The organism is Dokdonella sp. (genome assembly GCF_035511235.1).
GTDB lineage: Bacteria > Pseudomonadota > Gammaproteobacteria > Xanthomonadales > Rhodanobacteraceae > Dokdonella.
In genome coordinates, this window is sequence record NZ_DATKFQ010000035.1 from 98,482 (window position 1) to 122,820 (window position 24,339).

General features: G+C 70.4%; 21 protein-coding genes. 10 read left to right on the top strand and 11 right to left on the bottom strand.

All coding sequences use genetic code 11. The features are described from left to right. Window positions 1–37: 37 nt before the first annotated feature. The 3 genes from VMR06_RS14725 to VMR06_RS14735 form a co-directional block, all read right to left on the bottom strand. A complete protein-coding gene (locus VMR06_RS14725) occupies window positions 38–871 on the bottom strand; it encodes a 4Fe-4S dicluster domain-containing protein (protein ID WP_325377623.1) in 834 nt (277 codons plus the stop codon). After that, the gene (locus VMR06_RS14730; protein WP_325377737.1) at window positions 868–3,699 is read right to left on the bottom strand and encodes a molybdopterin oxidoreductase family protein; all 2,832 of its coding nucleotides are present in this window, start codon (window positions 3,697–3,699) and stop codon (window positions 868–870) included. Before VMR06_RS14730 ends, VMR06_RS14725 begins: the two co-directional genes overlap by 4 nt. 174 nt (window positions 3,700–3,873) lie before the next feature. Beyond that, a complete protein-coding gene (locus VMR06_RS14735; RefSeq protein WP_325377625.1) occupies window positions 3,874–4,290 on the bottom strand; it encodes a hypothetical protein in 417 nt (138 codons plus the stop codon). Between the two features lie 162 nt (window positions 4,291–4,452). On the opposite strand from VMR06_RS14735, the gene lspA reads away from it, so the two are divergent. The 9 genes from lspA to VMR06_RS14780 all read left to right on the top strand — a co-directional run bounded on the left by lspA (window position 4,453) and on the right by VMR06_RS14780 (window position 15,199). Next, window positions 4,453–4,950: a signal peptidase II gene (lspA, locus tag VMR06_RS14740; protein ID WP_325377627.1), complete on the top strand. Its 498-nt coding sequence runs from the start codon at window positions 4,453–4,455 to the stop codon at window positions 4,948–4,950. A gap of 8 nt (window positions 4,951–4,958) precedes the next feature. Then, on the top strand, window positions 4,959–5,906 hold the full coding sequence (ispH, locus tag VMR06_RS14745; RefSeq protein WP_325377629.1) for a 4-hydroxy-3-methylbut-2-enyl diphosphate reductase: 948 nt from the start codon (window positions 4,959–4,961) through the stop codon (window positions 5,904–5,906). Between the two features lie 172 nt (window positions 5,907–6,078). Continuing rightward, window positions 6,079–6,657, top strand: a complete 579-nt coding sequence (locus VMR06_RS14750) for a GspH/FimT family pseudopilin (protein WP_325377739.1) — start codon at window positions 6,079–6,081, stop codon at window positions 6,655–6,657. A gap of 11 nt (window positions 6,658–6,668) precedes the next feature. Then, complete coding sequence (gene pilV / locus VMR06_RS14755) at window positions 6,669–7,199, top strand: type IV pilus modification protein PilV (RefSeq protein ID WP_325377631.1); 531 nt, start codon at window positions 6,669–6,671, stop codon at window positions 7,197–7,199. Continuing rightward, window positions 7,196–8,506, top strand: coding sequence for a PilW family protein (locus tag VMR06_RS14760; RefSeq protein WP_325377633.1), 1,311 nt, complete (start codon window positions 7,196–7,198; stop codon window positions 8,504–8,506). Before pilV ends, VMR06_RS14760 begins: the two co-directional genes overlap by 4 nt. A 16-nt stretch (window positions 8,507–8,522) precedes the next feature. Further along, the gene (locus VMR06_RS14765; RefSeq protein ID WP_325377635.1) at window positions 8,523–9,212 is read left to right on the top strand and encodes a pilus assembly PilX family protein; all 690 of its coding nucleotides are present in this window, start codon (window positions 8,523–8,525) and stop codon (window positions 9,210–9,212) included. A gap of 10 nt (window positions 9,213–9,222) precedes the next feature. Beyond that, the gene (locus tag VMR06_RS14770) at window positions 9,223–12,879 is read left to right on the top strand and encodes a pilus assembly protein (protein WP_325377637.1); all 3,657 of its coding nucleotides are present in this window, start codon (window positions 9,223–9,225) and stop codon (window positions 12,877–12,879) included. Between the two features lie 62 nt (window positions 12,880–12,941). Further along, the gene (locus tag VMR06_RS14775) at window positions 12,942–13,349 is read left to right on the top strand and encodes a type IV pilin protein (RefSeq protein ID WP_325377639.1); all 408 of its coding nucleotides are present in this window, start codon (window positions 12,942–12,944) and stop codon (window positions 13,347–13,349) included. 68 nt (window positions 13,350–13,417) lie between these two features. Further along, window positions 13,418–15,199 (top strand): ABC transporter transmembrane domain-containing protein, encoded by a 1,782-nt coding sequence (locus VMR06_RS14780; protein WP_325377641.1) that lies wholly within the window; start codon window positions 13,418–13,420, stop codon window positions 15,197–15,199. 11 nt (window positions 15,200–15,210) lie between these two features. Here VMR06_RS14780 and VMR06_RS14785 read toward each other — a convergent pair whose 3' ends face one another. The 7 genes from VMR06_RS14785 to VMR06_RS14815 all read right to left on the bottom strand — a co-directional run bounded on the left by VMR06_RS14785 (window position 15,211) and on the right by VMR06_RS14815 (window position 22,872). Beyond that, on the bottom strand, window positions 15,211–15,960 hold the full coding sequence (locus tag VMR06_RS14785; protein WP_325377643.1) for an S-methyl-5'-thioinosine phosphorylase: 750 nt from the start codon (window positions 15,958–15,960) through the stop codon (window positions 15,211–15,213). Continuing rightward, window positions 15,957–16,496, bottom strand: coding sequence for a hypoxanthine-guanine phosphoribosyltransferase (locus tag VMR06_RS14790; RefSeq protein ID WP_325377645.1), 540 nt, complete (start codon window positions 16,494–16,496; stop codon window positions 15,957–15,959). Before VMR06_RS14790 ends, VMR06_RS14785 begins: the two co-directional genes overlap by 4 nt. A gap of 4 nt (window positions 16,497–16,500) precedes the next feature. Next, window positions 16,501–17,514 (bottom strand): beta-N-acetylhexosaminidase, encoded by a 1,014-nt coding sequence (gene nagZ, locus VMR06_RS14795; RefSeq protein ID WP_325377647.1) that lies wholly within the window; start codon window positions 17,512–17,514, stop codon window positions 16,501–16,503. Between the two features lie 46 nt (window positions 17,515–17,560). Next, window positions 17,561–18,076, bottom strand: a complete 516-nt coding sequence (locus VMR06_RS14800; RefSeq protein WP_325377649.1) for a CYTH domain-containing protein — start codon at window positions 18,074–18,076, stop codon at window positions 17,561–17,563. A 6-nt stretch (window positions 18,077–18,082) separates the two neighbouring features. After that, entirely contained in the window at window positions 18,083–19,381 is a 1,299-nt protein-coding gene (gene rlmD / locus VMR06_RS14805) for a 23S rRNA (uracil(1939)-C(5))-methyltransferase RlmD (RefSeq protein WP_325377651.1), read from the bottom strand. A 62-nt stretch (window positions 19,382–19,443) separates the two neighbouring features. After that, a complete protein-coding gene (locus tag VMR06_RS14810; RefSeq protein WP_325377653.1) occupies window positions 19,444–20,052 on the bottom strand; it encodes a YdbL family protein in 609 nt (202 codons plus the stop codon). 30 nt (window positions 20,053–20,082) lie between these two features. Beyond that, window positions 20,083–22,872 carry a hypothetical protein gene (locus VMR06_RS14815; RefSeq protein WP_325377655.1) on the bottom strand — a complete coding sequence of 930 codons (2,790 nt, stop codon included), beginning with the start codon at window positions 22,870–22,872 and terminating at the stop codon, window positions 20,083–20,085. Between the two features lie 55 nt (window positions 22,873–22,927). On the opposite strand from VMR06_RS14815, the gene VMR06_RS14820 reads away from it, so the two are divergent. Then, window positions 22,928–23,635 carry a response regulator gene (locus VMR06_RS14820; protein WP_325377657.1) on the top strand — a complete coding sequence of 236 codons (708 nt, stop codon included), beginning with the start codon at window positions 22,928–22,930 and terminating at the stop codon, window positions 23,633–23,635. Here VMR06_RS14820 and recO read toward each other — a convergent pair. Further along, window positions 23,616–24,338, bottom strand: a complete 723-nt coding sequence (gene recO, locus VMR06_RS14825) for a DNA repair protein RecO (RefSeq protein WP_325377659.1) — start codon at window positions 24,336–24,338, stop codon at window positions 23,616–23,618. The genes VMR06_RS14820 and recO overlap by 20 nt on opposite strands. Window position 24,339 lies beyond the last annotated feature (1 nt).

The window sequence follows — 24,339 nt, forward strand, 5'->3', positions numbered from 1 at the left end:
TCTCCGGATCGGTGAGCGGGCGGGGCGGCGGCGAACCTTACCGCGACAAGGCGCGATCGAGCCAGCGCAGCAGCGGCGGCAGCGCGGCCGGATCGTAGCGGTCGTCGGCCGATGCGGCCGGCGCGGATTCCGGCGGCGCGGCACGCCGCGGACGCGGCGGCAGATAGCGGTTGACCGGTTCGTAGCCGAGCTCGGGCATCGGCGCATAGCCCTCGCGCTCGGCGACCAGCTGCGAGACCGCCGAGTCCGGATCGCCGAGATCGCCGAAATGCCGCGCCCGCGTCGGGCAGGCCTTGACGCAGGCCGGCTGGCGGTCTTCGGGCGCGAGGCGCTCGTTGTAGATGCGGTCGACGCACAGCGTGCACTTCTGCATCGTGCCGTGATGCTCGCTGAACTCGCGGGCGCCGTACGGGCAGGCCCAGGCGCACAGCTGACAGCCGATGCAGCGCTCCTCGTCGACCAGCACGATGCCATCCTCGGCGCGCTTGTAGCTGGCACCCGTCGGACAGACCGTGACGCAGGCGGGCGTCTCGCAGTGCAGACACGAGCGCGGAAAATGCACGGTCATGCCGGTGTCCGCCTGTGCGCCGCAGCCGCCGGACGACGGCGCCGCGGTCACGGCGGCGGCCGCCGCCTCGACGGTGCGCACCAGCGGCGGCACGGCCTGCGCGGCGACCTGGTAGCTGTGCACGCGGTTGAACCAGACGCCGTCCGGCTCCGCGCCGTAGGCATCGTGGTCCTCGAGCGGCCCGAACTGGCCGCCGTCGTTCCATTCCTTGCAGGCGACCGCGCAGGCATGACAGCCCACGCAGGTATCGAGGTCGATCACGAGGCCGAGCTTGACGCGCCCCTTCGGCGGCAGCGCGGTCATGACGGCCTCCGCAGCGGCGCGATCGCCTCGACGCGATGACCGGGCTCGCGTGGCGCCGGATCGCGCTCGATGCGCACGCGCAGATCGAACCACGCCGCCTGCCCGGTCACCGGATCGGCATTGGCCAGACGGCGGCCGTCCTCGCGCGCGGGCGCGAGCTCGTCGATCAGATGGTTGAGCAGGAAACCCTCGCGGCTCTCCGGCGCGTCGCCGTCGAGCCGCCATGCGCCACGGCGTTTGCCGATCGCGTTCCAGGTCCACAGCGTGCCGGGGGCGGTGCCGCCGTGAAAACGGGCCTGCACGCGGATCCGCGCCAGCGGCGAGGCCAGCCAGATCCAGTCGCCGTCGGCGACGCCGTGCTCGGTCGCGGTCCTCGCGTTGAGATAGAGCACGTTGCGCGCCGCGATCTGGCGCAGCCAGGCGTTCTGCGATCCCCAGGCGTGATACATGAACATCGGCCGCTGCGTGATCGCCGACAGCGGATAGGCCTCGGCATCGGCCTCGACCGCCTCACCGTCCGCGCCGTACCAGAACGGCAGCGGATCGAAATAGCGCTCCACGCGCGCACGCTCGCCGTCCGGCGGCTGCACCGCGCCGTGGCCGCGCGCGGCCAGCCGGAACCGCTGCAGACGCTCGGAATACAGCTCCAGCGTGATCGGCGCCTCCGATCCGAGGAAGCCGAGCCCGCGCGCCCACTGCAGATAGTCGCGATTGGCCATCTTGTAGTAGCGCGCCGACGGCGGCACCGCGTGATGCCAGTAGCAGCCGTGTTCGGCGTAGCGCTCGAGCTGGCCGGGGTTCGGCGCGCCGACGCCGTGCAGCTCGCCGTCGACGCCGCGCCAACCGGCCAGCAGGCCGATGCCGGGTGCGCGCTCGTGCTCGACCATGTACTGCGCGAAACCGCCCGGGTAGCGCGGCGTGCCGTCCTCGCGCGTCATGCCCGGCAGGCCCAGGCGCGCGCCGAGGTCGAGCAGCACGTCCTGGAACGGCCGCACGTCGCGATCGGGCGCGATCACCGGCCGCCGGATCGCATCGGCGGCCGCATCGGCGTCGGAGATCGGCCGATCGAGCAGGCTGATGCAGTCGTGGCGCTCCAGGTACGTGGTATCCGGCAGCACCAGATCGGCCAGCTCGACGGTCTCGGACGCGTAGGCGTCGACGTAGATGACATGCGGAATGCGGTAGCGGCCGGTCGCCGGATCGCGATCGGTCAGCATCGCGCGGGTCTGGCCGACGTTCATCGCCGAGTTCCAGCCCATGTTGGCCATGAACAGCAGCAGCGTGTCGATGCGATACGGATCGCCGGCCCAGGCGTTGCGGATCACCGACTGCAGCATGCCGTGCGCGGCGAACGGATGCTCCCACGAGAACGCCTTGTCGATGCGGCGCGGCGCGCCGGCGGCATCGACCAGCAGATCCTGCGGACCGTGCACGAAGCCGAGCGGGCCGGCGTCGAGCGCGCCGTTGTCCTTGCGATCGCGGCCGGGCCGGTTCGGCGGCGGCACCGGCTTCGGGAACGGCGGCTGGTAGCGGAAGCTGCCGGGCGTGTCGATCGCACCGAGCAGCATCTGCAATACGTGCAGCGCGCGGCAGGTGTGGAAGCCGTTGGCGTGCGCCGAAATGCCGCGCATCGCGTGCATCGCGACCGGCCGGCCGGTCATCGTGGCATGCGTGCGGCCGTAGGCATCGGTCCACGGCTGATCGAGCTCGATCGCCTGATCGAACGCGGCCTCGGCCAGCTCGCGCGCGAGCCGGCGGATCGTAGCCGCCTCGACGCCGCAGCGCGCCGCGACCCGGTCCGGCGCGTAATCGTCGGACAGATAGCGCTCGGTCAGCAGCTGGAATGCCGGCACGCCGATGCGGCCGTCCTCGAGCATGTACTCGCCGACGACCAGCGGCGCGATGCCGGGCAGGTCGGCCGGCGCCAGTCGCAGCTCCGCGTCTTCGCGCACGGCACAGATCGCGCGGCCCTGCGCGTCGCGCGCGAGCAGGCCGTCGTCGGCCGCGCCGGGCGCGCGGATCACCAGATGGTGGGCGTTGGTATAGCGCACCAGATAGTCCAGATCGATGCGATCGGTACGCAGCAGCTCGTGGATCAGCGCACCGGCGAGCAGGCCGTCGGTGCCGGGCTGGATCGGGATCCATTCGTCGGCGATCGCGCCGTAGCCGGTCCGCACCGGGTTGATCGCGACGATCTTGGCGCCGCGCGCCTTGAGCTTGCCGAGCCCGAGCTTGATCGGGTTGGAATCGTGATCCTCGGCCACGCCCCACAGCATCAGATAGCGCGTCAGATCCCAGTCCGGCTCGCCGAATTCCCAGAACGAGCCGCCGACCGTGTAGAGACCCGCCGCGGCCATGTTGACCGAGCAGAAGCCGCCATGCGCCGCGTAGTTGACGGTGCCGAACTGCTGCGCCCACCAGCCGGTCAGCGCCTGGGACTGATCGCGGCCGGTGAAGAACGCGAGCTCGTCGGGATTGCGGCGCCGGACGTCGCCGAGCCATTCGGTCGCGAGCGCGAGCGCCTCGTCCCATTCGATCTCGCGAAACTCGCCGGCACCGCGCTCGCCGACGCGCAGCAGCGGCTTGGACAGGCGCGCCGGCGAGTAGTGCTGCTTGATGCCGGCCGAGCCCTTGGCGCAGATCACGCCGCGATTGACCGGGTGCGACGGATTGCCGTCGATGTAGCGGACCTTGCCGTCCTTGAGGTGGACGCGGATGCCGCAGCGGCACGCGCACATGTAGCACGTGGTCGTGGTGACCGTATCGCCGGTCGGCTGGTGGAGGTCGAGCTTGGCGTGCGGCATGCGCGGCTGGTCGGTCGTGCGCATACGCACGGCGCCGGCATGGTACCGGAAGCGCCGTCGCGGTGGCTCCGCCATGCGATCGCACGGCGGCATCGCACCAGCGGCCATCGCGCGCGGCAGACGAAACGAAAACGGCACCGGATCGCGCGATCCGGTGCCGTCCGTTCGGGTCGGTGCGCGGCCTTCGCGGCCGCGGACTCAGCCGCCGGCCGGAAGGCCGGCCAGACCGTCGTTGAGCTGACGGGTCAGGCGCGCGATTTCCTGGTCCGGATTCTGCGGCGCCTGCCCGGCGCGTTCGAGCATCCGGTTGGCGACCTTGCGGATCGTCTCGTTGTCGGTCTTGGCCAGCACGCTGCGGTACAGGGCCGGCAATTCCGAGGCGCGGTTGGACTGCAGATAGACGCGCGTCAGCGCGTGCAGGTCGGCCAGCACGGCGCGCTCCTCGGGCGTCGCCTTGAAGCGGCCGTGGCGGCGATGCGCATGCGCGCCGGCCGTGTCGGCGCTGGCGGCGGGCTGTCCGCTCTGCGCGAGGGCCGGTGCCGCCGGCGCGGTCAGCAAGACGCCGGCGGACAGCGCCAGCGCCAGTGTCATCGAAGAGAACGTCTGGGTATGCATGGGGAGACTCCTGGGGGAAGGATCGGTGGTGCGGGGTCATCAGACACCTTCCGCACCGCGCCGTGGACATCGAAGCTGCAAGATCCGCGAAAAGATCGGTAAAGTGGCCGGCCGGCGTCCCGCCCTCGCCCGGCCGCCCCCCTCTGCCGCTACCCTGCCTTCATGCCCCCTCGCCCCAATGCCCTGTCCTGGCTGCTGCTGTCGCTGATCGTCTTCGCCGCCGATCAGGCGACCAAGGAAGTCGCGCTGCGCGCGCTGACGCCGTACACGCCGGTACCGGTGATCCCGGACCTGCTGAATTGGACGCTGGCATTCAATACCGGGGCGGCGTTCAGCTTCCTGGCCGGTGCCGGCGGCTGGCAGCGCTGGCTGTTCACGATCCTGGCGATCGGCGTCAGCGCGCTGCTGGTCGGCTGGCTGGCGCGCACGCCGCGCGCCGACTGGCGCAACGCGCTGCCGCTGTCGCTGGTGATCGGCGGCGCGATCGGCAACCTGGTCGACCGTCTGCGCCACGGCCAGGTCACCGATTTCATCGACGTCTACTTCGGCCAGTGGCATTTTCCGGCGTTCAACATCGCCGATTCGGCGATCTGCGTCGGCGCGGTGCTGCTGATCGCCGCCGGCCTGTTCGGTGGGAAAACCGCCGCCGCTGGCGGATAATCGCGTCCATGCAGGTTCTACTGGCCAATCCGCGCGGCTTCTGCGCCGGCGTCGATCGCGCGATCGAGATCGTCGAGCGCGCGATCGACACGTTCGGTGCGCCGATCTACGTCCGCCACGAGGTCGTGCACAACCGCTTCGTCGTCGACTCGCTGCGCGCGCGCGGCGCGGTCTTCGTCGACGAGCTCGACGAGGTGCCGGACGGCGCCACGGTGATCTTCAGCGCACACGGCGTATCGCGCGAGGTCCGCGACGAGGCGCGGCGGCGCGGACTGGCCGTCTTCGATGCGACCTGCCCGCTGGTCACCAAGGTCCACATCGAGGTGGCCAGACACGGCAAGGCCGGGCGCGACGTCGTGCTGATCGGACACGCCGGCCATCCGGAGGTCGAGGGCACGATGGGCCAGTGGAGCGCCGGCAACGCCGGCCGCATCTACCTGGTCGAGACGCCCGAATGCGTCGCGCGGCTGCGCCCGCTGCATCCCGACCACATCGCCTACGTCAGCCAGACGACGCTGTCGGTCGACGATACGCGCGCCGTGATCGAGGCCTTGCGCGCGGCATTCCCGGCGATCCTCGGCCCGCGCCATGACGACATCTGCTACGCCACGCAGAACCGCCAGGACGCGGTGCGCCGGCTCGGCCAGCAGTGCGACGTGGTGCTCGTGGTCGGCTCTCCGAACAGCTCCAATTCCAACCGCCTGTGCGAGCTGGCGCAGAAGCAGGGCGTGCCGGCGTTTCTGATCGACGGCGCCGGCGACATCCGGCCGGAATGGCTGAACGGCCATGCGCGCATCGGCGTCACCGCCGGCGCCTCGGCGCCGGAAAGCCTGGTCCGCGGCGTGATCGAGCGGCTGCGCGAATGGGGGGCCGCCGACGTGCGCGAACTCGACGGCGAACCGGAACACGTCACCTTCGCGCTGCCGAAGGAACTGCGGCTCAAGGTCGTGGCCTGACCGCTGCGCGACCGCCGACGCCACTCGTCCGCCAATTGCTACCTCGCAGGCTGCTGACGGTTGCCGTCGCGCCGGCCCCTCCCTAGGCTGCAGGCTCGCTCAAACCGGCTCCATCCCAGGGGAAGCCATGCGCCCAGCCGCACCGACCCGCGACATCCCGCCCCGCGTCGCCATGCGCGGCTTCACGCTGATCGAGATGATCACGGTGATGGTGATCCTGGCCGTCCTCGCGGCCATCGCGTTTCCGAGCTTCCAGCAGTTGTCGATCAATATGACGGTATCCGGGACCACGAACGATCTCGTGGCGGCGCTCAATCTGGCCCGAGCGGAAGCCGTCAAACGCGGCCGTCCGGTCGCCGTGATCGCCAATGGTGGCGACTGGTCGGCCGGCTGGCAGGTGGTCGCGGCGCGCCGCGTCGGCGGCGTGCTGCAGGACGTGCCGACCTCCCCGGGCGACGAGGCGGCCTGCACGGCCGACCTCGAGGACGACATGCCGATCTGCATGCGCCATCACGGCCCGGTCGGTACGGATTACCAGGTCCACGGCGCGGCATCGGGCGGCGGCGAGGACGGCACCGTGCTGTTCGGCATCAGCGGCGATCTGCGCCAGGCCACCAGCTTCGATCTCAATATCTGCCGTCCGACATCCCACGCAGGAGAAGCCGGCTCGCGCCGTATCACCGTCATCGGCAGCGGCGCCATTTCCAGCAAGCGCGACACCACCGGCTCGCCGGCCGGCAGTTGCGCATGAGTATCCCGCCGATGAAACGAACGCTCCGCCCGTCCCGCGGTTTCAGCCTGCTCGAAGTGCTGGTCGCATTGCTGATCTTCAGCCTCGGCCTGCTCGGCCTCGCCGGCCTTCTGGTTGTGTCGGTCAAGGTCAACAACGGTGCCTACATCCGCACCCAGGCCAATTTCCTCGCCCAGTCGCTGGCCGACCGGATGCGCGCCAACATGGCCGCCGTCTGGGAGAACGCCTACGACGGCGACTATCCGGAAACCGGCACGCCGGCGGCCTGCGGCGCCGGCGCCGGCTGCTCGATCGACGAGGTCGCCGAGCGCGACCGCCTGCTGTGGAGCCGCCAGCTGACCGATCTGATGCCGAACCCGACCGCGACCGTGCTCTGCGAGCGCAACTCCGCGACGGCGGTGACGGCCGACAACCAGCGCGACCGGGCGCCCTACGACGGACTGTGCACGATCACGATGCAATGGGTGGAGTCGGGCCTGGACAGCCAGAACGAGGACGCCGGCGCCCAGCAGCAGACCTTCGCCTGGGTGTTCCAGCCATGAGCGCACCGCCGATGACCGCAGCAAACCGGAGGCCGGTCGTGCGCCATGCGATCGGCGGCTTCAACCTCGTCGAGCTGATGATCGCAATCGTGCTGGGCCTGCTGCTCAGCATGGGGCTGGTGACGCTGTTCAATGCCACCAACATGACCGGGCGCGTGCAGGACGCGCTGGCACGGATCCAGGAGAACGGACGCTACGCGGTGACCCGCATCGAAAGCGACCTGCGCATGATGAGCGGCCAGTTCCGCAGCAACAGCAATCCGATGAACTGGCGTCCGACCGCGAACGGGCCGGTCTATCGGTCGGCGGCGCCGATCATCAACACGACCGCCGCCGTGCGCTTCCCCGATCAGGTCGTCGAGGCGCCGAGCGGCTGGCCGGCCGACACGGTCTATCCGCTGAGCTCGCGCTTCTTCGTGCAGGGGTACGAGTGCGGTGGCGGCGACTGCAGTCCGAGCGTGCCGGCCGCGCCGTTCCTGCCGGGCGTCGGCAGCAGCGCCGGCGATCGCGTCCGCGGCGCCGACGTGCTGACGGTGCGCTATCAGCGCGGTACCGGCTGGTCGTATCGCATCGTCGACGCCAGCGTCGTGCCGCCGCAGATGGAGCTGGTCCCGGCGAGCGGCGACGATCCGCTCAACTTCGAGAGCGGCGATCTCGCGCTGCTGTCCGACTGTGGCGGCTCGACGATCGTCCAGGTCGACGTCGGCGGCACCGTGCTGACGCCGACCAACCTGATCGAGGACGACCAGTTCAGGCCGAGTCCCGGCACCGGCGCCTGCGATCCGCGCGTGTTCAACTTCAGCCGCGATTTCGTCAGCGTGACCTACTGGCTGCGCCTGGAGGCCGATCCGTCCGTCGCCGGCCGCCTGATCCCGGTGCTGATCCGCAACGAGGACGATCAGGTGCAGGAACTCGTACAGGGCGTGGAGCGCTTCGATTTTCTGTACGGCGTGCAGAGCACCGGCGGCAACATGACCTATCTGACCGCCGACGAGGTCGAGAGCCTCAGCGACAACGCGACCTGCTTCCCGCCGGCCAACCGCTTCGAGTACGTGCTCGGCACCAGTTATCTGGAGCCGGGCTGCATGTGGCGCACGGTCCGCAGCGTCGAGGTCCACGCGCTGTTCAACACCGTCAACGATCTGACCGCGATGGCCGAGGCCGATACCGCCTATCGCTACAGCATCGACGGCACCGCCGATCCCGAGCCGCCGGGCGCGACGATGCCGGTCACCGACCTCCCTTCCGGCCGCATGCTGCGCAAGGAGTTCATCTCCCTGCTGTCGGTGCGCAACGGCAATCAGTGATCACCCTGGGCTCGCCATGACCTCTTCCATCACCCGTTTTCCTCGTCCGCTGCCGGCGCGTCCCGCCGGCGCCGTGCTGTTCGTCGCGCTGATCTTCCTGGTGCTGCTGACGCTGCTGGCATTGACCGCTTCGAGCACGTCGATCCTGCAGGAACGCATGACCGGCGGCATGCGCAACCGTCAGCTCGCGCTGATGGGTTCGGAGAGCGCGCTGCGCGACGGCGAGTTCTCGCTGTGGGCGGCGCCGACCGGCGAGGAGAGCGCACTGCCGCCGTGCGGATTCGGGTTCGCGACCGCCAATACCGCCGAGATCTGCCAATGGACGCGCATCAACGGGCTGGCCCGGCCCGAGGTGCTCGCGTTCCGTTCGAGCCGCACCTGGGATGCGGCGCCGGCAGGCAGCTACGAGTACGGACCGGCGCTGCACGGCTTGTCCGGAGAGACCGAGACCGCCTCGCTGGCCTCGCAGCCGCAGTTTCTGGTCGAAGGCCTCGGTCTCGACATGTCCGGCTACGAAGGCATGATGGGGCGGATGGGCAGCGCACGGCTGCAGGAGGCCGGCGGTACCGGCCCCAACCCGAAGCGCGCGCTCTACCGCGTGACTTCGCGCAGCCAGGGCGGCAGCAGCGCCGCGGCCGTGCGCGCGACCGAATCGGTGTACTCGATGTACACAACCAACAACCAGTCCAATCCTTCCGGATCGTGAGGATACGGCCATGAACGCTTCCGTCCTGTTCGACTCGGCCCGAACCAGCGCCTGGATCGGCGCGCTGTGCCTGCTGGCCGGCTTCGCCGCGCCGAGCGGCGCCGCGACGGTCGATCTGTACCCGACGCCGCCGGACCTGACCTCGACGGTGGCGCCGAACCTGATGCTGACCTTCGACGACTCCGGCTCGATGGGACGCAACTTCATGGGCGACCAGCGGCCCTATTCGGGAGCGGGCTGGGGCGCAACCGACCAGCAGAATACGACCAGCGACGCCAGTTATCCATCCGGCGGCGGCCCGTATCTGTGCGCCGGCGTGATCGATCCCCGCGTGACCGATCCGGCCAATCCGCGTTCCTGGGCGATGAACGGCGCGTACTACAACGCGACGGCGGGCGTGCTTTACCATCCGCCGCTGCTGGCCGACGGCGTCACCCAGATGTCCAATGCGCCGTTCACGGCGGCCTGGGACAACGGCATCGTCCGCAACCGGCCGAGCAATCCCGGCAGCAGCACGACGCGCAACCTCGGCTCGGGCACGCGCTTCTGCGGCCATGCCGCCGGCTATTACCGGCTCAAGGAAGGCGTCGCGCTGAGTCTCGACGCCGACGGCCGCATCGATGCGGCCAGCCGCACCCGGCTGTTCACCTCGGGCAACTGGGAGTGGGTCGACATCGCCGCCAGCGGCACGGCAGCCGAGAAGCAGAATTTCGCGAACTGGTATTCGTACTACCACACGCGCCACCTGGCCGCGAAGACCGCGCTGTCGCGCGCGTTCGCGCCGTTCGACGACAACATCCGCGTCGCATGGCAGAACATCAACAGTAACCAGATCGGCACCAATACCGCGATCTACAAGTTCCGCGACAACAGCACCAACAACAACGTCCGCACGCGCTTCTACAACTGGCTGTTCGACTCGCCGGTCTCGGGCGGCACGCCGAACCAGGCCGCGACGGTGCGCGCCGGCGAGTTCTTCAAGCGCGCGACCGGCGCGCGCGACACCAATCCGTACTGGGACCGCGACCTCAACCGCGAGCTCAGCTGCCGCCAGAACTTCCACATCAACATGAGCGACGGCTTCTGGAACGGCGGCACCAGCACGACCGCGACCAACGACCGTACGCCGGCCACGCGCACGCTGCCGGACGACCGCGGCTACTCGACCAGCGACACGCAGAGTTCGATCTTCTGGCACGAGAACGGACCGGACGCGCGCAGCATGGCCGACATCGCGTTCCACTACTGGGCCACCGATCTGCGTCCGGACTTCGCCAACGACGAGCGCACCCGGCTCAAGGTGCCGCCGTATATCCCCGATAAGACGACCCCGCTGTTCGGCGTACCTCTGGGCGCCAATCAAGAGCCGCGCGACAACAAGGAGATCTACTGGAATCCGGCCAACGATCCGGCCAGCTGGCCGCATCTGGTGCAGTACATGATCGGCTTCGGCATCTCCGGCACGATTCCGAAGAACGACAATACCTACGAACGGCTGCGCCGCGGCCTGCTGGCCTGGCCCGAGACGGTCGCCGGCACCGACGACGGGCGCAAGGTCGACGACATCTGGCATGCCGCGATCAACAGCCGCGGCGAGTTCTTCGCCGCCAGCAACCCGAACGAGCTGGTCTCGGCGCTGAGCGCGATCATCTCCAACATCATCGCGCGGCGCGGCTCCTCGACCGCACTGTCGGCGACGATGGCGATCCTGACCTCGGGCACGCAGGGCTTCGCGGCCGGCTACGACACCACCGACTGGTCCGGCACGCTGACCAAGTCCGATCTCGACCCGGTGACCGGCGAACCGGAGACGCCGCCGTTGTGGGACGCCGGCTGCGTGCTGACCGGCGGCAACTGCGTCTCGACCGGGCAAAGCGATCTGCCGGTCACCAATCCGGCCGACCGCAACATCTTCACGTGGAACGGCAGCGCCGGCGTCGCGTTCCTGTGGGCCAATCTCAGCAGCGCCCAGCGTACGGCGCTCAACAAGAACCCCAACCCGTCGATCACGACACCGGACGATCTCGGCAGCCAGCGCGTGGACTATCTGCGCGGCGTACGCACCGGCGAGACCGCCTCGCCGTTCTTCCGCCGCCGCAGCTCGGTGCTCGGCGCGATCGTCAATTCGCAGCCGGTGTACGTGTCCGGCCCGACCGGCGGCTGGGAGGACAGCTTCCCGTTCGGCTCGCCCGAGGCCGAGGCGGCCGACCCGGCCACCGGCGCCGGCAGCTACGCGGAATTCATCTGGACCTATCGCGATCGCGCACCGACGGTCTACGCCGGCGCCAACGACGGCATGCTGCACGCGTTCAACGCGGTCGACGGCAGCGAGCGCTTCGCCTACGTGCCGAACGTGCTGTTCGAGACCGGCAAGCTCAACCAGACCACCGACAAGCCGAACGTGGTCAGCGTCGACGACATGCCGGTCGTGCAGGACGTCTTCATCAACGGCCAGTGGCGCACGGTGCTGGTCGGATCGCTGCGTCTCGGCGGCCGCGGCATCTTCGCGCTCGACGTCACCGAGCCGGACAGCTTCAGCGCCGCCAACGTCCTGTGGGAGTTCTCGAACCACTCCCCCGGCGGCGAGGTGCTCGGCTACACCTACGGGTCGGCCAACATCGCGCGGCTCAACAACGGCAAGTGGGTGGTCCTGGTGTCGAGCGGCTACTATCCCTCGCTGAACACCGATCCGTACGGATTCCCCGACCCGGCCCGCCTCGACCCGAACGCCGACCGCACCTCGCTGCTGGTGCTCGACCTCGAGACCGGCGCGCTGATCCGCGAAATCCCCACCAGCGGCGCCGCGGTGACCTACGGCCTGTCGACCCCGGCCGGCTACGACGTCAACGGCGACCAGGTCGACGACGTCGCGGTGGCGGGCGACCTCGCCGGCAACCTGTGGCGGTTCGACCTGTCCTCGCCCGATCCGGAGGCCTGGTCGGTCGATCTGATGTTCCGGACCTACGGCAGCGGCAATCCGAGCGATGCCGGACGCCAGCCGATCTCGGTGATGCCGGTGGCGATGCGCGATTTCGCGACGTCCAGGCCGATCTGGATCTTCGGCACCGGCAAGTACCTCGGCAAGGACGACCGCTCCAACGAGGGCACGCCGTCCAACGAAGGACCGCAGGCGTTCTACGGCATCCGCGACTACGGCAGCGCCGCCTCGCAGTACCCGATCGGCGCCGACCAGCTGGTCGAGCAGACGCTGACGCAGAGCGGCAACATCCGCTCGATCACCAGCAATGCCGTGCCCGCCAGCCATCGCGGCTGGAAGATTCCGCTGACGATCGCGACCGAGCGCAGCGAGCGCAACGTCATCGGCATCACGCCGCTGTATTCGAGCAATCGCGCCGTGCTGACCACGCTGATCCCGAAAGGCGACGACCCCTGCGATCCGGGCCGCCGCGGCTCGGTCATGGTCGTCGACGCGGCAACCGGCGGCGTCCCCGGCAACGGCTACGGCGGCATGCCGAGCCTGTCCGGTGCGCAGAGCAACGAGATCGGCGTGGTCGTCAACTCGGTGGCGATCCCGATCAGCGGCTATCCGTCGCTGGTCAGCCGCCTCGGCGCGGCCGGCATCGTGATGCCGGGCATTCCCGAGGTGCAGATCCCCGATGCGCCGAACTATCGCGGCGCCTGGCGCGAGCTGCTCGATCTGCTGTGAGTCACATCGGCTCCGGTGTCGCTGCGGCGGCGCCGGAGCCCACCACCATCGGGGGACCGGACATGCTCAAGTACCGAACCAGGGGCTTCTCGCTGATCGAGCTGGTGATCGTGATCGCGATCATCGCGGTGATCGCGGCGATCGCGCTGCCGGCCTACGGCCGCTACGGCTTCCGCGCACGGCGCGCCGACGGTCACGAGCTGCTGCTGCGGCTGTCCGCGGCGCAGGAGCGCTTCTACACCAACCGCAACCGCTACGCCGCGGACATCGGCGACCTCGGCTTCTCGCAGGACACCTCCGAAAGCGGCTTCTACGTCGCCAGCATCGAGACCGCGAACGGCGACCAGACCTACACGCTGACGGCGACGCCGCAAGGCGTCCAGGCGGCCGACGCCTGCGGCGACCTCACGCTGACCAGCACCGGCCGTCGCGACCGCAGCGGCGAGGACAGCAACGGCAACTGCTGGTGAGGCATCGGGGGACTTGAAACGCGCGCCGGCCGCATCCATGCGGTCGGAGTCTTCCTCGGCGTTCCCTCATGTCCTCTCCGAACGCGGCGGCGCCGCGCCGTTTCGCCGCGTACCGGCGGCTTCTTCCCTATCTGGCCGAACAGCGCGGCCTGATCGCCGGCTGGCTGATCTTCCTGGCGATCTCGTCGGCGGCGACGCTGGCGCTGCCGGCGGCGGCGCGCTTCATGATCGACCGCGGCTTCGGCCAGACCGACCCGGTCGTGCTGAACGCGGCGTTCGCCGGCCTGTTCGGCGTCGCGGTCGTCATGGCGATCGCCGGCGCGGCGCGCTTCTACTGTGTGACCCTGCTCGGCGAGCGCGTGGCCGCTGCGCTGCGCGCGCGGCTCTACGGCCATCTGCTGACGCTCGATCAGGCGTTCTTCGAACGCACGCGTTCGGGCGAACTGGTCTCGCGCCTGGCCGCCGATACCGAGCTGGTGCAGACCGTGGTCGGATCGACGCTATCGCTGTCGCTGCGCAGCATCGTCATGCTGGCCGGCTCGACGACGATGCTGATCGTCACCAGTCCGCATCTGGCCGGACTGACCGCCCTGGTCATCCCCGCCGTCATCGTGCCGATCGTCGTGCTCGGCCGGCGCGTCGAGCGCCTGTCGCGCGAGAGCCAGGACCGCATCGCCGACGCCTCGGCGGTCGCGTCCGAATCGCTCAATGCGATCCACACGATCCAGGCCTACACGCGCGAGCCGCGCGAGGTCGAGCGCTACGGGACGGCCGTGCGCGAAGCGCTGGCGACGGCGCGGCGGCGCATCGGCACCACCGCGCTGCTGACCGCCCTGGTCATACTGCTCAGTTTCGGCGCGATCACCCTCGTGCTGTGGGCCGGTGCGCGCTCGGTGATCGCCGGCGGAATGAACGCAGGCGTGCTCGCGCAGTTCGTGCTGTACGCGGTCGTCGCGGCCGGCTCGGTCGGCGGGCTGACCGAGGTCTGGGGCGAGCTGCTGCGCTGCGCCGGCGCGCTCGGCCGGATCGGCGAGCTGCTCGACACGCCGGCCGCGATCGCTTCGCCGCCGGCGCCGCGCGCGCTGCCGCGGCCGGTGCGCGGCGCGCTCGCGTTCGAGCACGTCGCGTTCCGCTACCCGTCGCGGCCGGACCGCGCGGCGATCGAGGATTTCTCGCTGCGCATCGAGCCCGGCGAGACGGTCGCCCTGGTCGGCCCGTCCGGTGCCGGCAAGACCACGCTGTTCCAGCTGCTGCAGCGCTTCCACGATCCGCAGCATGGTCGCATCACGCTCGACGGCGTCGACATCCGCGAGCTCGACCTGACCGACCTGCGCAGCTGCTACGCCCTGGTGCCGCAGGATCCGGTGCTGTTCGGCGCCAGCGCGGCCGACAACATCCGCTTCGGACGGATCGATGCCGACGATGCCGCCGTCGGCGCCGCGGCTCGCACCGCGGAGGCAGCCGACTTTCTCGAAGCCCTGCCCGAAGGCTACGGCACCTATCTCGGCGAACGCGGCGTGCGGCTGTCGGGCGGCCAGCAGCAGCGCGTCGCGATCGCCCGCGCGGTGCTGCGCGATGCGCCGATCCTGCTGCTCGACGAGGCGACCTCGAGCCTCGACGCGCAGTCCGAGCGTCTCGTGCAGAACGCGCTGGACCGGCTGATGCACGGCCGCACGACCCTGGTCATCGCGCACCGCCTCGCGACCGTGCAGCGCGCCGATCGCATCGTCGTTCTGGACGCGGGGCGCATCGTCGCGCAAGGCCGGCACGCCGAGCTGATCGCCCAGGGCGGCCTCTATGCCGAACTGGCCCGGCTGCAGTTCGATTCGCCCGACCCGGCGGGCAACTGACCCGGCGGATCTCAGCCGGCCAGCAGCGCCGTCAGGATCGCCGGGACCTGGGCGGTCGCCGCCTCCAGATTCGCGAAGATTTCCGGCAGGCTGATCTCGAGCTGGTCGCCGCAGCCGGCGGCCCAGTTCGCGACCAGGGCCAGGCAGGCATAGTCGAGGTCGAGCTCGCGCGCCAGCGCCGCTTCGGGCATGCCGGTCATGCCCACCAGATCGCAGCCGTCGCGGCGCATCCGCGCGATCTCGGCGACGGTTTCGAGCCGCGGGCCCTGCGTCGCGCCATAGCAGCCGCCGTCGACGACCGCGACGCCGGCCGTGCGCGCGGCGGTCAGCAGCTCGGCGCGCAGCCCGGCACCGTACGGATGGCTGAAGTCGACATGGCGGACCTCGGCGCCGTCGACGTCGCAGAAGCTCGACGCGCGACCATACGTGTAGTCGATGATCTGATCCGGCACCGCGATCACGCGCGGGCCCATGTCCTCGCGGATGCCGCCGACCGCGTTGACCGCGACGACGCGCCGAGCGCCCAGGTGATGCAGGGCCCAGACGTTCGCGCGGTAGTTGACGCGATGCGGCGCGACCGTATGGCCTTCGCCGTGGCGGGCCAGGAACGCGATGCGTTTCTTGCCGACATTGCCGATCACGATGCGGTCCGACGGCGCGCCGAAGCGCGTGTCGACGACGTGCTTCTCGGCCTGCTCGAGGCCCGGAAACCGGTACAGGCCGGTGCCGCCGATGACGGCCAGATCGATGCGTTCGCTCATAGCGCGTAGATTCCGGGCAGGTTGCGGCCGTGTTCGTGATAGTCCATGCCGAATCCGAAGACGTAGCGGTCCGGCACCTCGACGCCGACGAAGTCGGCCGCGATGCCCGGCACCGTGCGGCCGTGACGCTTCTCGCAGAGCACCGCGATCAGCACGCGCCGGGCCCCCTGCTCGAGGCAGAAATCGCGGATGCCCTTCAGTGTCGTGCCCTCGTCGAGGATGTCGTCGGCCAGCAGCACGGTGCGCCCGCCGAGCAGCAGCGCCGGCTGGCGCAGCCAGACCAGGCCACCGCCCTGCGTACTGCCGCGATAGCGCGTCGCGTGGACGTAGTCGAACTCCAGCGTCGCGCGGATCCGCGTCGCCAGCTGGCCGGCGAAGACCAGGCCACCCTGCATGACCGGCAGGAACACGGCGTCTTCGTCGCCGAGGCGGGCGTCGATCTCGCGCGCGACGCGGTCGATCGCGGCGACCAGGGCGGCGTTGTCGTGGATCAGATCGGCCCGCTGCAATGCGGTCGGATAGTCGATGTCGTTCATGGCCTCATGCCCTCGCAGTGGCGTCGAGCGCGGTGACGCGCGCGATGAAAGTGTCACGCTGCGGATTGTCCACGAGCGCATCCCAGGCCTGAGGCGCGGCGCCGCACAATGTCGCCAGGCGATCGGCCGGGCACGCGCCGAGGCCTTCCACCGCGGCCAGCGACTCGGGCACGATCGACGGATTGCAGGCCAGGATCAGATCGCAGCCGGCGCGCCGGTGCGCGTCGATGCGCGCCGCGATGCCGCCGACGCCTTCGACGGCGGCCATGCCGATGTCGTCGCCGATCGCCAGACCGCGGAATCCGAGCCGGCCGCGCAGCACGCCGGCGATCCACGTCGGCGAGAAGCCGGCGGCGAGCGCGTCGACGGCCGGATAGGTCACGTGCGCCAGCATGACGGCCTCGGCGCCAGCGTCGATCGCATCGGCGAACGGCACCAGGTCGGTCTGCAGCAGTTCCTCGAGCGGGCGCGGATCGACCGCGACGTCGAAATGCGTATCCTCGGCGACCGAGCCGTGACCGGGGAAATGCTTGAGCGTCGCCGCCATGCCGGCGATGCGCATGCCGCGCAGATAGGCCAGCAGCAGCTCGGATACGACGGCCGGGTCGGCATGGAACGCCCGCTCGCCGATCGCGCGGTTGCCGCGCGCCAGATCGGCGACCGGCGCGAACGAGATGTCGACGCCGATCGCGCGCATCTCGCTGGCCATCAGCCAGGCGTGCTCTTCGGCCAGCGCGACCGCGAGCGCGTGGTCGCGCGCGTAGATCTCGCCGATCCGCGCCAGCGCCGGCAGCCGCGTGAAGCCGTCGCGGAAGCGCTGCACCGGGCCGCCCTCCTGATCGACGCAGATCAGGAACGGATCGGGCCGGCAGGCACGGACCGCCTCGATCAGTTCGGCGACCTGCATGCGGCTCTCGAAATTGCGCGCGAACAGGATCACGCCGCTGACCTCGGGCCGCGCCAGACAGTCGCGGTCGTTCGAGGTCAGGGTCTTGCCGGGAATTCCGATGATCAGCATGGAGGCGATGAAGGCTCGATGGGGAACGGCACGTCTGCGCGGGGTGTCAGGGCGACGCCTCGCCGGCGCGCTCGTGCGGCGTCCAGCGCGCGTACGGATAGTCGATCAGATGCACATTGTAATAGCGTGGCAACGCGCTGACCTCACGGCCGAGCCAAGCCGGACGCGGGAACGGCTCGTCGACCGCGCCGAGCTCCAGCTCGGCGACGATCAGCCCGGCGTTGTCGCCGGCGAACTCGTCGACCTCGAAGACATGCGCGTCGATGCGAACATCGTGACGGGTCTTCTCGATCCGGCGGCCGGCCAGTGCGAGCAGCGCGTTCGCGTCGTCGAGCGGAATCGGGTACTCGAACTCCTGCCGCGCGATGCCGAGCTCGAGCGACTTGAGATTGAGCCATGCCCGCTCGCCGGCGACGCGTACGCGGACCGAGCAGCGCGGCGCCGCCGGCACGCCCGGCATCGGCCCGGCCAGATAGGCCTGCACCATGCGCGTACTGCGCTCGGCCGCGGCGCGCCAAGCGTCGCCGACGACGAGGAACTTGCGTTCGATCTCGATCGCCATCGCGCCTCAACGCTCGAACAGCGCGATCGACTCGACGTGCGCGGTGTGCGGAAACATGTCCATGACGCCGGCGCGCAGCAGTTCGAAGCCGTGCCGCTCGACCAGGAGGCCGGCATCGCGCGCGAGCGAGCCGGGATGGCAGGACACGTAGACGACGCGCCGCGTGCGCTTGCCGGGCAGGTAATCGAGCACCGCGGCCGCGCCCGAGCGCGGCGGGTCGAGCAGCAGCGCGTCGTAGTCGGCCCTGGCCCAGGCCGCGCCGCGCTGATCCAGGCTGAGATCGGCGGCGTGGAACGCCGCGTTGTCGATGCCGTTCATTCGCGCGTTGTCGGCGGCACGCGCGACCAGGCCGGCTTCGCCTTCGACGCCGGTGACGGCACCGGCCAGCCGCGCGATCGGCAGCGTGAAGTTGCCGAGCCCGCAGAACAGGTCGAGCACGCGATGCTGCGGCTGCGGATCGAGCAGCGCCAGCGCCTGCGCGATCATGCGCTGGTTCATGCCGGCGTTGACCTGGATGAAATCGAGCGGCCGGAATGCCAGTTCGACGTTGGCGGCCGGAATGCCGAACTTGAGGTCGATCGTCGGCGGGTCGAGCATGTGCACGCTGTCGGGACCCTTCGGCTGCAGCAGGATCGCCAGTCCGTGCTCGCGGCCGAACGCGATCAGCCGGTCGCGATCGCCGTCCTGCAGCGGCACCAGATGGCGGAACACCAGCGCGACGGTATGGTCGTCGGCGGCGATCTCGATCTGCGCGATGTCGCGCTTGGCCTCGAGGCCGCCGATCAGCGCCGCCAGCGCCTCGATGCGCTCGCCGACCTGCGGCAGCAGCGTGTAGCAGACGCGAAGATCGGCGACGAAGCGCGGATCGTCCTCGCGAAACCCGACCAGCACCTTGCCCTTCTTCTCGACCCATTTGACCGACAGGCGGCCCTTGCGGCGGTAGCCCCACGGCGCATCGCTCAGCGGTTCCAGCCAATGCTGCGGCGTGACCTTGCCGATGCGCTCGAAATTCTCGGCGAGCACGCGCTGCTTGGCGGCGATCTGCTTGTCGGCCGGCAGGTGCTGCAGCGCGCAGCCGCCGCAGCTGCCGAAATGCGGGCAGCGCGGCTCGATCCGGTCCGCCGAACGGGTCAGCAGCGTCTCGACCTTGGCCTCGTCGAAGCTGCGGTGACGGCGCACGATGCGGATGCGCGCACGCTCGCCGGGCAGTGCACCGGCGACGAACACGGCTTTGTCCTGAATACGCGCGACGCCGCGTCCGTCGTGGGAAAGATCGGTGATGTCGACTTCGGCTAGCGGCTGCATGGCTCGATCGGGCACCCCGCCGCGCGGCGGGGCGCCAAGGGAAATGACGGGGGAAACGCGGACTATTTCTGCTTCCAGGCGCCGGAAGCATCCTGATAGTACCAACCCGGGCGCGCCTGCTGCAGCCATTGCTTGGCGAAGGTTTCGCGAATCTGTGCTTCCCACTCCGGGTGGTTGTTGGCGATCGCGATCTCGCGGTAGACGGCCTGCCGGTCGCGATTGTCGTCGGCGACCGCCTGATTGAGCGCGGCGCGCTCGGCCAGCGGAACCGACGCCGCATCGCGGATCGCGATCTCGCCGTTGCGGGTCAGGCCGATCGCGCCCGATGCGAACGCCGCCGCCAGCCGTCCGTCGAAGCGCTGGCGCATGCGCGACTGGATCGCCTGGATCTGCGGGGTCTGGATGCTGATGTCCGGCGTCTGCGCATGTGCGCTGGAGATCAGCAGATCCAGCATCATCGCGCCGGGCGGCTTGCGCTCGGGCTGAGGCTCGGACTCGGATGGCTGCGGCTCGGCGGAGCGCGACTCGGGCGCATCGCCGAACACCTGGCCGACGAACTGCTCGGCGGCCTTCTCGGCCGCCGCCGCCGGAAAGTAGACATTGATCGTGACGCAGGCCACCGGCAGCGTGACTGCCAGAGCGAGTGCCGACCAGACGACGAGCTTGCGCATGTCCTGCTCCTTACCGTGTTCGAGTACGTGTCATTGGATGATCGGCCCTTGTCCGGTGGTCGCCTCGACGATGCGCTCGACCAGGACCGGCCAGTCGACGCGGCGCTGGTGCCCCACGATCGTGATGCGCGGAAGCCCGGCGCCCTCGACGATAGTGTAGCCGTCGCTCGCCGGTCCGGCTTCCGGAGGCACCGGCTCGATCCCGCCCATCGTGCAGACCTCGGCGCGCAGCCGGCAGCGCAGGCCGAAGCGGCGATAGCCGAACGTATCGAACAGCTGCAGCGCCATCGTCTGCAGGTTGGCCGAGAGCCCGCCGCCGCCGCCGAGCGAGGCGACGTCGTTGACGGCCTTGTAGCTCATGCGGCCGCCGGCCTGGGTGCGCAGCCAGGCGTCGAAGCCGACCAGTCCCCAGTCGACCAGACGCAGGCCGCCGATCGTGCCGTCCAGACGCCCGCTCATGCCGCCGAGCGAGAACGCGCTGGTGACCTGCTCGAGGTCGAAGTTGTGGAAGTGCACGTCGGCCGCCAGCGACGGGGCGATGCCGAACGGACGCTCCAGGCGCAGGCCGCTGACGCCGAGATAGCCGTCGAAGACGTACAGGTCCAGGCCGCCGCGCAGCTCGATCGTGTCGCCGCTGAGCACGACCTCGGGAATGCCGCCGGACAGGTTGCCGGGGAAGCTCGGCCATCCCAGCAGCTGCGACAGCTGTGCCATTTCGATCGCGGCGATCGCGAACGAGGCGCTGTAGCGCTCGCCGCGCGGGGAACGCGGCTGCAGATCGAGCCGCTCGAGCCGCAGCTGGCCGCCGAGCACGTCGATGCCGATCGGCTCGGCCAGCGTGATGCGTCCGTTCCTCGATTCGAACCTCGCATGCGCGGCACCGAACGGCAGCTGCAGGATCTCCATCGATTCCCAGCTCAGCGTCGTCGCCGGCCGATCGGCGCGATGCCGCCAGTCGACGCCGCCGCTGAGGCCGGCGACCGCGAATCGGCCGCCCGGATCGCGCAGACCGACCTGCCGCGCGGCGAAATCGAACCGCTCGATGCCGCTCTCGTCGAAGATCAGATGACCGCTCAGCGCGCCTTCGGCCTCGAGCCCGTCGTAGCCCTTGGCGGCCAGCGCGGTGCGCCCGTAGCGCGCCAGGGCGGGCCCCAGCTCGACGCGACGCAGGTCCAGTTCGAGCGAGGCCAGCGCGAGCGCCGGCACGCGCCGCAGCACGCCGCTCGCACGAAGGTCCGCGACGCCGGGGTCGATCCATTCGAGTGCGTGCAGCCGGATCCGCTCGCTGCCGAGCTCGGCATCGAGGCCGATACGCACCGGCTCGGTCGGAAACTTCACGTAGACCGTGCCGGCCAGCAGCTCGCCGCCGTCGACGCGCGCGTCGAGACGCGCGCGCGGCTGCGCATAGGCGCCCTCGAGCGTCAGCGAGCCGCCGACCGCGAGACCGGCCGCGCCGTAGCGGCCGTCGGCGCTGTCATAGGCCAGACCGGATGCCGCGAAACGCGCGTCGAGCCATGGCCGGCCGGCATCGTTCGGATCGAACACCAGATGCTCGATGCGGAGGTCGCCGCCGAGCAGCGGCAGCGCCGCTGCACGGGCGAGCATCCACCGGCCCTGCCGCTGCTGGACCCCGATCCGTCCGCGGCCGAGCGCGAAGCCGTCGAACGACGCGGCGCGCCAGCCGATCTGCGTCGCCGGCGCATTACCGCGTGCGCGCCAGGCCAGGGCGCCCTGCACGCCGTCGAGCCGGACGCCCGTCGCCTCGCGCAGGCTCAAGCGCTCCAGATCGAGATCCGCATGGACCGGCACACCGTCCTCGACGGTCAGGCGGCCGCGCGCGATGCCGGAGACGTGTACGCCGTCGAGTCCGGCCGCGCTCCAGGCCGCGCGTCCATAGCGCTCGACGACCTCGGGCCACTGGCTGCGCTCGACGTTCAAGGCCAGGTGCCGCAGCGGCTCGGCCGCAGCGGCATCGAGCGTCGCGCTGCCCGAGACCTCGATGCGGCCCGGATCGCGCCATTCGAAGCGATCGACCTGCCACAGCGTGCCGTCGCCGCGGCGCAGGTCCAGCCGCAGGTCGACCGGTCCGCCGGACAATGCGATCCGCTGCCCGGCACCCGAATAGACGCCGCGACCGAGACGCGCCTGCGCGTGTACGCGCAGCGGATCGGCCGGGTTCACGGCGATCCGGCCCGCACCATCCGCCTCGTCGATGCGCCAGCCTCGCACGCGGTCCTCGACCGTCAGACCGGACCAGGCGAGGCGGCCCTCGAGACCCGATTCGGACGTCCATTCGAGATCGCCGTCGACCGTGCCTGCACGGATCGACAGGCCTTCCGGCAGGCTGCCGGCCGCCATCGCACCCAGCGGCGCGAGCGGCAGGGCGCGCGTCGTGATCGCGACCGGACCGGCGCCGCGCGGGATCGCCAGCTGCACCTGCGTATGCGCGTCTTCGAAGCTCAGGCGGACGTGCCGCGCGTCGGCCCGGATCGAGAACTCGCCGTCGACCTCGCCGGTCTGCATGCGCCCGCTGCAGACCGACACCCCATCCTCGTTCCGCAGACGGCAGTGCCAGCGCAGCGGTCCCTGCGACCACGACAGTGCCGGCACCTCGAGCCGGGCAAGCTCGATCGTCGCGGTGGCGGCCGCCTCGTCGACCATCAGCCGCAGAGCCTCCGCACGCAGATCGGGGCCGTCGATCCGGTCGATGCCGAGCGCGATCCGGCCCGCTGCCGCCGAGATCGGCAGCGCGATCGCGATGGCGGCACAGCCGAGCAGCGATGCGCAGCGGCGCAGGAGCGGCGTTGACGGGTTCTTCATGAGGCGCCATTCTGACATCAGAGCCGATGAAGACGGCCTCAATGCAGGGATCGCCGTGCCACGCATCCTCGTCGCCGACGACAATCCGCTGAGTCTGCGATTCTTCGCCGAGGCGATCGGGCAGGTCGGCGCCGAGTGCGCGTTCGCGAGCGACGGCCGTCAGGCCGCCGTCATGGCCGCGGCCGAACCGTTCGATCTGTTCCTGTTCGATGCGCGCATGCCGCAGCTCGATGGCGCGAGCGCGTTGCGGCGCATCCGCTCCGGGTCCGGCCCGGAGCGCCTCACGCCGGCGCTGGCGACGACGGCCTCGAGCGACGGCCAGCTCCACCGCGCGCTGCGGTCGGCCGGATTCGATGCGGTGCTGGTCAAGCCGACCCGCATCCAGACGCTGCATGCCGTGCTGCTGCAGCACCTGCCCGAGCTGCGGCTGCCGCACGATCGCGGCCTCTGGCTCGACGATCCGCAGGCGCTGCGGACCAGCGGCGGCGACGCCGGCGTGGTCGGCGCCCTGCGCGTGCTGCTGCATCAGGAACTGACGGCACTGCCGCGCGAGCTCGGCGAGATCGCAGCGACCGAGGATCGCGCCGCGCTGCGCGACCGGCTGCACCGGCTGGCGGCTTCGGCCGGCTTCTGCGGCGTGCCGGCGCTGACCTCGGCGATCGACGGCGTGCAGCAGGCCCTCGATGCCGGACAGGACTGGCCCGAAACGGCGATCGGCGAGTTCCGCGCGTGCTGCGCCGCGATCAACCGGCTGCTGGGGTAATGCCGGACAAGGTCATGCTCCAGGCGTTGAGCGCGCCGCCGCCGAGGTGATGGCGGATGACGGTGCGCATCAGGCGCCGCAGCTGCTCGAGTCCTTCCGCGGACGGCACGCGATCCTCGGCGAGTGCCAGCAGACTGGCGCCGCTCACGCGCGACGCGCCGGGCTGGCCGTGCCACGGCGCCGCGCCGGCCTCCGGATCGTAGACGTAGTCGGCCGCCGGCTCGATCGCCGAACCGTCGTCGCCGCGCACGTCGAGCACCAGCGCGTAGCCGGCATGCGCGAGCAGGTCGCGCTCGAAGCGCCGCAGCGTCCAGCTCAAGGTCTGGCCGTGGCCGAGCCGCGCCAGGCACGTCGCGTACGCATCGAACAGGGCTGTCTGCGGATCGCCGCGTGCGATCAGCCGCAGCACCAGCTCGTTGAGGTAGATCGCCGCGAGCAGGGCCTCGCCGCGCAGCGGCGGCGGCGCGCCGGCCGACTCCACGCCGGTCAGCGTGCCGAGCTCGCCGCGCGCGATCCAGTCCAGACGCAGCGGCTGCAGCGGCTGCAGCAGACCGCGCGGCGTGCGCGTACGCTCGCGCCGTACGCCGCGCGCGATCAGGCCGACCCGGCCGTGCTCGGGCGTCAGGCATTCGAGCAGCAGCGAGCTCTCGCGATAGGCGCGCGCATGGACGATGAAGGCAGGCTGGCCCTCGACGCGCGACACG